This is a genomic window from Pseudomonas citronellolis (genome assembly GCF_029335315.1).
GTDB lineage: Bacteria > Pseudomonadota > Gammaproteobacteria > Pseudomonadales > Pseudomonadaceae > Pseudomonas > Pseudomonas citronellolis_A.
Window position 1 is genome coordinate 1 of the sequence record NZ_JARJLT010000018.1, and the last position, 9,779, is coordinate 9,779.

The following is a 9,779-nucleotide window of genomic DNA, read 5'->3' on the forward strand; positions in this document are numbered from 1 at the left end:
AATTACTACCGAGATGATTTTTCCGGGACGGAAGAGCCAAGAGATAGAGCATTGTTTATGCATGAGCTGACTCATGTATGGCAATGGCAGCTTGGTTATTCGGTTAAATGGCAAGCTTTATGGGTGACTAGCCGTGGGGCTAAGGCGTATGAGTATGACTTGAAGTCTGGCGGGAAGTTTTCTGATTACAACATGGAGCAGCAGGGAGAGATTGTCTCTGATTACTATATGATCTGTATAGAGAATAAGCCCGCTGGTGTCTGGAGTTATGCGAACGCCACAAAGGATCCGGCTCTGCTTGCTTCTACAATCAAAGATCTTTTGAGTGATCCGAAGGGTCGGCTAAATCTTCCCAGGTAAGCAGGGTGAATGTATGAGGGTCTTATGGGTTTTAGCAGTTCTATCCTTGATTTCAGGCTGTGCCGGTGCAGCCTCGTTTGGGCGTCTTGAGACCGGAAAGATTGTTTCAATTGAAGGAATGCCAGCACTCTGTTTGCCTGATGATGTCAGTGAAGACTTTCCTGTCGGCTGGATAACCCTTTCTGAAAGCTATGGGTCTGCTTCCTGGGGGTTGGTCGTAAAGGAGGGTGGGCGCCCATTGGTGCTGGCTCCAGGAAGGTGTATTAGATATGGGGTTGAACTCGATGGATATGAGAGTCCGGCGTATCAGGCCAGAGTTCCGGCCTTGAAATTACAAGTTAACCGAACCTATGTTTTTGCAATAAATAGCGCTGCGCAGCCGAGAGATAGTTACAGGAGTGTTTTCTGCATTTCTGAGGGCGGAGATGGCTCCCGTCAATACCTTCAGTATTTCAGGCTTTCTGATGGGGGTGAAATCACTCCGCCGTGCGATGAGAAAGAGCATGAGAGAGCACCTTAGAATGTTTGTCCAGAAAATTATTCTTATATTTCCCCCTGTCATGCGTGACGGAAAACTTGCCTCTTTTCAGTATCGATGCGGTGAGAGTGGAAATACCGTAAAGCCGCGCTGCGCAAGGGGTTGACGGGCGCCTCTACGCACTTCTCGGCTCCGCCGCTCAAGGATTTGAAAAGCGGTCCCAGCCCCTACCGACTGACAAGGAAAGAAGAATTGAAAATCCGGATTATTGGAGTGTTTTGCGGTCACTTGGCCATGCTCGGCCTGGTGGGTTGTGCCGATAATAAAGCCCAGGAGTTCTCCCCTCCAGCCGGCGGTGAGCAAGTGACGGTAACCGTGAAAGTGCCCCAGGACCTGGCGGCGGACACCATGCGGGTGATGTACCGTTCGCAGAAGTGTCCGATAAAACGTTCCGGTGCGGATTGGACGAGTTATGAGGAAGACGGCTACTACCCCATCGAGGTGGTGCCGCAGCGCCAGGGGCAAAGCGATTTATATATAGCGAAGCTGGACCGCAGTGGTGGCGGGGCCTGCCAGTGGAACTTGAGTAATGTGACCTTTGGCGTGCATTACGAGAATACGGCGCAGTTTGGGGGGGGCGTAAAATATGGATATGGGGGAAGGGTTATTGTTATTTTTGACAGCAATCTACCGCAAGAACGAGATATGTATGGGGCCAAGGATGTAAATGGGGATGTAGAGATCGGTAATGAATATTATCCATGGGTTTTTGAGAGCTTTATCCTTGGGCATAAAAAAACTTTGATACTTCTAAGTGGAAAAAGCGTTTACACCTACAAGGCGAAAAGTGCGCGCGAGATATACTTCTCTCCAAGAATCCATAAGGAAGTGGTAAGAACACTTGGGGCAAAAGTTTCAGGGGGAATCTCTGAAATAATTTATCCCGATGGCACAAGAGAGGCCAGTCGTGACGAGCCAGACCTAGATCGATTGAGTGAGATTAGCAGAAAAATTGGTGGAAATTAAATCTATTTGGCCCTCCTAGTAAGCTCAGGGATGATTCACCATGTCCGAGTACTCTCTTCGCACCGATACCATTTGCGCCACCAGAGATGTCCAGTTCTCAACGCCGCAAAAGCCTTTCTGGCTGGAGTTCCAGTTGCTCGATGAGCGCAATGTCCCTCTGGCTAACCAACCCTACCGGGCAATCAACGAAGCGACGGGTTGTGGCTTGGTGCCGGAGTTCGAGGGCCAGAGCGATGCCCAGGGCATCATCCGTCTGGAAGGCCTGCACAAGCTGGCTGTGACTTTATTGCTGAAGGCCGACCCGCTGGCCAAGGTGCTGCAAGCTCGTCGCTTGCGTGCGGAGCGCGCCGAACACCCTGCACTGCCTCTGCCGCCGTATCTGTACGAGCCGCCACCTGTAGGCTTTTCCCCAATCGAACAGCAGGCGCGGGCTGAGGGGCATGCTTATCGCTACCTGCGCATCGGGCAGTTGTGCGACCGCCTACCGAAGCTGGAGCACAAATGGAAAGGTGACAAGTTACCCGCTTTCCACTTCCCTGATCCAAATTTCAGCGGCTTTACCGTGGACAGCAAGTCCCTGAACCGTCGCCATGTGCTGGAAATCTGCCCCTTCCGCGCCTGGAAGCTGGTGCTGCACCACCAGCCGGACTACAGCTTGGTCACCGCCTACAACCTGGGGCTGATGGCCAACCTGGCGTACAACAATATCGCCCAGGACCAGCAGCGGAAATTCCCGGATGCCGAGATCGACGCCACCACCCTGCGCGGCTCGGTGGACGAGTTCTTCTTCCGCCAGTGCCTGGACCTTTCGCGAACACCGCTGATGCATGATGCCAAGGGGTCTCGCCTGCCGGCGGTGGTGGTGGATGTGCCCTTCGCCGAGCGTTACACCACCGCGGTGATGCTGGATACCACCGTGGGCAAGCTGCCGCGGGCCGCAGCGAACATTCCGCGGATGGTGATCGAGAACACCCAGCTGTTCTACTTCAGCAATGCCAAGGAGCTGGTGGTGGCCTGGCGCGGCACCCAGGAACCGAAGGACTGGTTTACCGACCTCCAGTACCGGCCCCGCGCCGCGGATGGCAGTGATCGGAAGTCGGAGGCCGGGGCCTCTGAGTTGGCGGTGGTCGGCAATGTGCACGATGGCTTCCTGAAAGCGTTCGAGGTAGCCAAAAAGCTGTTCCCTGAGCGCTTTAACGAAATCACAGTCGGTCTCGAAGCCGGAAAGCGTCTATTCGTTTGCGGCCACAGCCTAGGCGGGGCACTTGCCTTAATCCATTCAGCGGAGCTGAAGGATGCTTACCCCGTGCTCTACACCTACGGCATGCCGCGTACCTTCACCCAGAAGGCGGTGCACAACCTGCGCCATATCACCCACTTCCGCCACGTCAACAATGCCGACACCATCACCAGCGTGCCGCCCGAGGCCGAGCTGGATAACTGGTTGTACGACGCGCTCGGTCCGCTGGGCGAGGACCTGGGCTACATCTGGTCGGCTCCCCAGCTGTTGGCCAGCAAGCTCCTGAGCTTTGGCGACCCTTACTGGCACCACGGCAAGCTGGCCATGAGCTATCGCGCTGACCTGCACATGGCATTGCCTTATAGCGGCGGCTCCATGGCCCGTGGCAGCAAGGATGGCTTGGGTGCGCCGCCGCATAACCTGCGGATCAAACCCCTGGATGGGGCGAGCAACTCCATTTTCGTGGTGCCCAGCCTGGGCGAGGACGCTATCCGTGCCGCCGAGGCGGGACAACGGGAGTATGTCGGCTCGCTCACCCGGGAAAGCCTGGAGTACTACTTCCCGCGGCACACCAACCCCGAGCGCAGCAACAAGGGCACCAATCCGTTCGACCATTCGATGATCGGCTGCTACCTGCCCTTCCTGCACAACCAGTTGCTGGAGCTGTGCGCGCCGAAACAAACCCCGGTGCGCGTCGCCGCACGGGTGAAGTTCAAGGAATACCTGAAGGACAGGCGCATTCCCGAGGCGGAGCGGGTGCGGACCCAGGCGTTTCTCGACCTGGAGGCACTGCTGCCGAGCATGGCCCTGCCGGTGACCCGCCAGCTGGAGGGTGGAGCTGAAGCCCTGGCGCGTTTTGGCCGTGAGCGTGAGTTGGCCGAAATGGTCGAGGTGATGCCGCAACGCCCCTACGGCCCGGTGGGCGGCGTTCCTCGCGATGAGCCCGTGACACAGGAGCCGAGTTGAGCCATGTCGACGAACGGACTGCCGCTATCTGCAACCCCGCGCCCCAACCACCCGACATCCGCCATGAGGAGGTCTGCCATGGCCAGAACCCTACCCGGCTCCCTGGCCGCCCTGCTGATGCTGGCCTGCCTGGGCGGCTGCGCGCAACAGCGCGAGCTGCTGGAGCCGCCGGCGGGCGGCGCCCAGGTGCACTTCAGCATCAAGGTGCCGCAGGACCTGGCTGCGGACCCGCTACGGGCGATGTACCGCTCGGCCAAGTGCCCGGTGAAGCGCTCTGGCGCGGACTGGACCAGCTACGAGGAAGACGGCTACCACGCCATCGAAGTGCAGCCGTTGCGCCAGGGCGCGACCGACCTGTACGTCGCCGAACTGGCGGTAGACGGCGGTGGCGGTTGTCAGTGGCAGCTGAGCAACGTGACCTTTGGCGTGCGCTATGCGAATACGGCGCGCTTTGGCGCCAATATCCAGGCCGGCGGTGGGGGAGGGGTAATCGTGATTTTTGATAACCATCTACCGCAGCGGCGATCAATGCACCGACCGAAAGAAGTTGGGGGTGATCTGGAGATTAGTAAGGATTACTACCCCTGGATAGATGAACAATTTCTTATCCGTCATGAAAGACAGGCATGGTTGGTCAGCGACGGAGATATCTTCCTGACCTACGTGGCGAAGCAAGCCCGGCAGGTGATTTTCGAACCGGCGCTGCATAGGGACTATGTGGTCTATTCGGAGGGCCCCAAGGTCAAGCGAGAGGGAAACTACACCCGCTTCACCTACCCCGACGGCAGTGTGGTCGCCGATGGCAAGAGCAAACCGGATTTCAGGAAGCTACAGGCCCTTCGGCTGGGCGGTGCGAAATGAGCGCGCGGCCGCTGTCGTGCATGGTCGGACTCGGCCTTGCCGTGAGCCTGGCGGCGTGCAGCTCGCGCTATGACCTGGCGCCCCCACCGGGCGGCCCGCAGGTGACGGTGACGATCAAGGTGCCCGAGGGCGCCTCGGTCAAGGCCATCGAGGGCCAGTACCTGTCGGACCGCTGCTTCCCGCCGCAGTATGGTCCCTTCAATACCTACGGCTCCGAAGTGCTCAAGGTCAAGCCGGAGCGCCAGGGCGACAGCGACCTCTACCAGGCAAGGCTGGACCTGGACGGTGGCAGCCTCTGCCACTGGCGGCTGGTTTACGTCGACGTGGGTGTCAAGTACTGGCGGGCGGGTAAGCTGGACCTGGCCGGCAGGGTGCGCCAGGACGTGACCGCCACCTTCAACGTCGACCGCGAGGCCGAAGGCAATGATGCATTGCCCGAAGCCATCCGCACGCGCAAGGACGTACTGCTGCGCCCCGACTACTACCCCTACGTGAGCGGCGCGGGCTCGGGCAGCGCAGTGATCAACTTCGTCTCCAGCGGCGCCAGTTACGCCCGGGCGCCAGCGGCGGAGCGTCTGGCGTTCGAGCCGCAGGTCCAGCGCCACTTCGTGGCGCGCATGAGCCGGGACAGCAACGGCGAGACAACCATCCTTTATCCCGATGGCAGCAAAGAGCCGGCCGACAGCTGGCACCCCGATGTGAAGAAACTGGAAGCCATTCGTGCGGGGTTGGATAAACAGCCATGAATACTGTGCTTTGTCTACGTAGCTTTCTACTACTTCGTTCGCTGTTTCTGTCCTTTATATGTTTGTGCCTTTTCGGTTGCGCTGGCAATTATCCGAAGGTTGCGTTAAGCGATATCGTGAGCGAGACACCTCGAGATTCCTATGCTCACATTGTTCTGGCAGATAGCAACATGGCCTATATGAGTGCTGCCCTGGCGGATATAGAAAAGGTCGCCGGGGTGAAAGACCTGAGGGTCATCAGGTTCGACGGCGAGCGCTGTATAAGTTTCTGGGTGCCTGTACGTATTGGTGGGGATGGTCGGAGCACGGAGGCGCTATCCATATACCGGGGAGAGTCTCGCCGGGGGATGGGGGTTGGCTTGATGGTCAACGACGAGTGGCTCAGGAGCTTCCCTCGAAATTACACGAAAGGTCTTGTTCTTTTGGAGCTTCATAACGATACGCAGAACGAGTTTGTCAGTGTGCTTCCTTCTGAATATGGGGCCGATTTTAACGATCGGTCGTCGATGTTCTACAAGAAGCGCATTGCCCGGGGGGAGGCTGTAGATACTGTGCTTATTATGAATTTTGATCCGTGGTCTTACGACATTATTGGTCATGAACATGAAAAAGTGGACAGCATATTTGAACCTTTCCTGCTTGAGGTGAAGCCTGAAATATGACGTGCCTCGTTATACAAAACTTATGGATTTCTAGCTGAGGGAAGAGGTTTACATGTCTCGCGGATTTGTTTTGCTTGGTGATAGAACCACCCATGGTGGCCAGGTTATCAGTGCCAGCTCCACCCAGGAAGTGAACGGCAAACTGGTTGCTCTGGTGGGCGATCTGGTCAGTTGTCCTATCCCGGGGCACGGCGTGAATGCGATCGTCGAGGGCTGCGCGGACTGGTCCGAGAATGGCCGCGCGCTGGTGGTCGATGGCTGTCGCAGTGTTTGTGGCTGCCAGGTGATTTCCAGCGCCCCCGACTGTTCGGTGATCTAGGCCATGGCGTGGAAGCGTCGTCCGCCGGAAGTTGTCGGGCCTCCCGAGCCGCTGTCGATGACCCGGTGGTTGGGGGCGGCCCTGCTGGCATTGCTCGCCGGTATCGCTCTGTTCGTGCTGGCGGTGTCCGGGCGCGTGCCGGAACTGGGCAACCTCAACGTCTGGATGCTGGCCGCCGCGCCATTGTTGCTGTGGGCGCTGGCCTTCGGTGTGCGTGCCTATGTCTACGGTGGGGCGCTCAACCATTTTCGGTTCCTCGAGGATCAGGCGGCCGAGGCCGAAGGCGCCTGGGGCGAGTGGGCGCAACGCAATCTCGCGGTGCAGTCCAGTTGCGTGCTGCTGCCGGACAAGGTGTCCGCCGCAGTGATTGCCCAGGAAGCGGCGGCTGGCGCGCCACGCCGATCCGGCGAGGCCCGGCGGATCGACACGCTGCCGGCGGCTGGCGACGAGCGGATGAAAGGGGCGCTGGAGCAGTTGTTGCGAGGGGTGATTCCGGCCCTGGCGGCGCTGCCGGGTGAGCAGGTGCTGCAGGTCACGGTGCTGAGCGACGTGGAGGAAAACCATCGTGATGCTTTGTGCGCCGCCTGGCAGCGCGTCTGGTCGAAGGCGGCACCTCGGTATTCGCAGGTGGCGCCGACCCTGGTGGATGAACTGTCGCTGCAGTGGGTTGAAAGCTGCCTGAAGTCACCCGGTACGGCGGTCGATCTGCTGGTGGTCATGCAAATCAACGGCAAGGACGCCTATTCCGATGGGCTTGCGGCGCTGCTGCTGTGCCCGGATAGCGTGGCGATCGAGCGGGAATTGCCGGTACATGGCCGTCTGCTGCGGCCGATGCCGTTGGACGTGGATCAGTTGGACGCTGAGCTACCGCTCTTTCTGCAAACCCAATCGGCGGCGCGACGGGCCACGGGAATCCTGGCTGACAGCGAGCAATGGCAAGCCGTGATCGGGGCCGCCCTGTCGGTGGGGGGGGCCCATGGCGCGAACTTCCAGGTCGGTCAGCAGCGGATCCAGGAGTCACTGTGCGGCCTGCCCGGGCCGTTCAGCAGTTGGCTGCTCGCCGCCCTCGGCCTGGAGCTGAGCCGCCATCTACAGCAAGCACTGGTGGTGCTCAGCGAGGAGCCTTCGCAGCGCTGGATCGGCACTGTCGCCACAGGAGAGTTGGCATGAAGACTTATAGCAACCCGTGGCGCCGTGCCGGGGGAGCGATGCTGATCGCGGTGGCGCTGGCGGTTGTTGGAGGGTTGATCTGGCGTTATGGCGATCGTGTGGGGTTGGTGGAGGACCGCGACAAGGTGCTCGCATTCCTTCTGGTGACCGTCATCGTCCTCGTTGGCCGCTCGACCCCCTGGCTGTTGGCCTATGTCAAACGTCAGCAGCACCGTGAGCAGGGGATGGCGACTGGCGTGTTGCCCGAAGCTGACGGTTCGCTGCCTCCCTCCAGCAAACGACGCAATCCAAGGGAAGAATTGCCCCGGCACCTGAATGCGCAGTACGGCTTCTTCTGGAGACGCAAGGTCCGCGTGTTGCTGGTGGTGGGCGAGAAGGACCAGATCGAGGCCGTGGCGCCGGGGCTGAGCGATCAGCGCTGGCTTGAAGGGCAAGATTGTGTGCTGCTGTGCGGTGATTCGCTGAAGGGTGAATGGCAAACCGATGTGGCTGGATTGGCGAAATCGCTGCGCCGCTCGCGGCCATTGGATGGAATCGTCTGGGCGCTGAACGAGGCGCAGGTCAATGACGTCACCACGCTGAGCGCCGGAGTACGTCAGCTGCGGGATCTATGCCGGGCGCTACGCCGGCAGGCGCCGCTGTATCTGTGGCAGGTGCGTGGCAGCGAATGGGAACAGCTCGGGCGCGACGAGCAGCCGGTAGGTTGCCTGTTGCCACCCAAGGTCACCGGTGAACAGATCGAAACCTCCCTGTGCCGGTTGCTCCAGCCACTGCGCGAGCAGGGTATGGGCCAACTGGAGAAGGATCGCAAGCACGACTTCCTCCTGCGCCTCTCTCGTGATCTCGAGCGCAAGGGAATTACCCAGTGGCGCGAGGCATTGGCACCCTTCCTGGCCCAGTTCACTCGTACCTTGCCGTTGCGCGGACTGTTCTTCAGCCTTCGGCTGCCCAAAGTCTCCACTGGCGCTCCGAATGCGTGGTGGCCGCCGGCAAGCTGGGCAGCCGTACTGGCGGACAGACAAGCCCCTGGCCGTAGCCTTGGCTGGTCCTGGGGGCGCGCCGCCTATGCTGGTGCGCTGATTCTTGCGGGTGTATGCGCTCTGGCTGTGCTGCTGTCATTCGCCAGCAACCGCAGCCAGATCGCCACGGTGGAAACCGCGCTGGCGACCCTCGCCCAACCCGGCGACGCGGATGCGCAGCTGAGCGCGCTCAACGAACTGACCCGCGAGTTGTCGCGGCTGGACTACCAGCGCGAGCATGGCGTGCCTTGGTATCAGCGTCTGGGCCTGAGCCAGAACGATGCGCTGTTGGCGGCGCTGTGGCCGCGCTACGCGCAGGCCAACAATCGCCTGCTGCGCGATGTAGCGGCGGGGGAACTGGAGGCGCAACTGGTCGAGCTGGCCGCGTTGCCGCCGGGCGCCCCTGAGCGGGCGAGCCGTGCCGAGGCGGCCCATGCGCAGCTCAAGGCCTATCTGATGATGGCGCGCCCGGAAAGGGCCGATGCTGCTTTCCTGGCCAAGGTACTGAGCACCGGCCACTCGGCTCCACCCGGCGTATCTCCAGGGCTCTGGCAGGCGCTGGCGCCCAGTCTCCGGGCCTTCTACGCGCAGCATCTCGCCACGCATCCCGAGTGGCGCATCGATAGCGACGCCACCGTCGTGGCCCGGGCCCGGCAGGTGCTGCTGGGGCAACTGGGGCAACGCAATGGCGTGGCCAATCTCTACCAGCAGGTACTCGAACGGGCGAGTAACGACTACGCCGCCATGAGCCTGATGGAGATGATCGGCGAAACCGACGCGTCGATGCTGTTCGATACCCCCAACACGGTTCCTGGCGTGTTCACCCGCCAGGCCTGGGAAGGGCAGGTGCGCAAGGCCATCGACGAAGTCGCCGAGGCGCGTCGCGAGGAGATCGACTGGGTGCTCAGCGATCAGCGCAGCAGCCTCGACAG

General features: G+C 60.3%; 8 protein-coding genes and 1 pseudogene. All 9 read left to right on the forward strand.

All coding sequences use genetic code 11. The annotated features are described in order from the left end of the window. Positions 1 to 360, forward strand: a pseudogene (locus P3W75_RS00905) (type VI secretion system Vgr family protein); the annotation flags it as partial. Positions 361 to 1,090: 730 nt separating this feature from the next. Then, positions 1,091 to 1,864: a hypothetical protein gene (locus tag P3W75_RS00910; RefSeq protein WP_276225484.1), complete on the forward strand. Its 774-nt coding sequence runs from the start codon at positions 1,091 to 1,093 to the stop codon at positions 1,862 to 1,864. Between the two features lie 40 nt (positions 1,865 to 1,904). Further along, positions 1,905 to 4,070, forward strand: coding sequence for a lipase family protein (locus tag P3W75_RS00915; RefSeq protein ID WP_276225485.1), 2,166 nt, complete (start codon positions 1,905 to 1,907; stop codon positions 4,068 to 4,070). A gap of 78 nt (positions 4,071 to 4,148) precedes the next feature. Beyond that, the gene (locus P3W75_RS00920; protein WP_276225486.1) at positions 4,149 to 4,931 is read left to right on the forward strand and encodes a hypothetical protein; all 783 of its coding nucleotides are present in this window, start codon (positions 4,149 to 4,151) and stop codon (positions 4,929 to 4,931) included. Positions 4,932 to 4,951: 20 nt separating this feature from the next. Continuing rightward, positions 4,952 to 5,677, forward strand: coding sequence for a hypothetical protein (locus P3W75_RS00925; protein ID WP_276225487.1), 726 nt, complete (start codon positions 4,952 to 4,954; stop codon positions 5,675 to 5,677). Next, on the forward strand, positions 5,674 to 6,339 hold the full coding sequence (locus P3W75_RS00930) for a hypothetical protein (protein WP_276225488.1): 666 nt from the start codon (positions 5,674 to 5,676) through the stop codon (positions 6,337 to 6,339). Before P3W75_RS00925 ends, P3W75_RS00930 begins: the two co-directional genes overlap by 4 nt. 52 nt (positions 6,340 to 6,391) lie before the next feature. Continuing rightward, entirely contained in the window at positions 6,392 to 6,658 is a 267-nt protein-coding gene (locus P3W75_RS00935; RefSeq protein WP_276225489.1) for a PAAR domain-containing protein, read from the forward strand. A gap of 3 nt (positions 6,659 to 6,661) precedes the next feature. After that, positions 6,662 to 7,828 (forward strand): hypothetical protein, encoded by a 1,167-nt coding sequence (locus P3W75_RS00940; RefSeq protein ID WP_276225490.1) that lies wholly within the window; start codon positions 6,662 to 6,664, stop codon positions 7,826 to 7,828. Beyond that, on the forward strand, positions 7,825 to 9,779 hold a 1,955-nt coding region (locus P3W75_RS00945), incomplete at its 3' end, for an ImcF-related family protein (protein WP_276225491.1). The genes P3W75_RS00940 and P3W75_RS00945, both read left to right, overlap by 4 nt.